1 protein-coding gene is annotated in these 251 nt (G+C 68.5%); it reads right to left on the bottom strand.

Annotated features, from left to right (window positions below; translation table 11 throughout):
- Positions 1 to 251, bottom strand: a 251-nt coding sequence (locus tag SB772_RS43750; protein ID WP_410838996.1) for an RsmE family RNA methyltransferase, incomplete at both ends; no start/stop codon positions are given.

The raw sequence follows: 251 nt of genomic DNA, 5'->3' as shown, positions 1-251 counted from the left end.
ACGCCTGCACGATGCGCTGCCAGTGCGCCTGGCGGCGCACGGCGCGATCGCCCGAGAGGCGCACGACGCTGCGCGAGGTGGTGAGCGGCACGAAATTCGTCGCGCCCAGTTCGACCGCCTTTTCGATCAGCCAGTCCATTTTGTCGCTGCCGGCGATGCCTTGCGCGAGCGTGAGCCGGTAGGGCGGCTCGGTTTCGATGTCGCGATACGGGCCGACGCGCACTTGCACCTCGCGCCGCTCCATTTCGACG

The sequence above is a fragment of the Paraburkholderia sp. SIMBA_030 genome, from assembly GCF_046535245.1.
Taxonomy (GTDB): Bacteria; Pseudomonadota; Gammaproteobacteria; order Burkholderiales; family Burkholderiaceae; genus Paraburkholderia.
The sequence above is the reverse complement of the archived record's forward strand: the minus strand, read 5'-3'. Positions and strand labels throughout refer to the sequence as shown.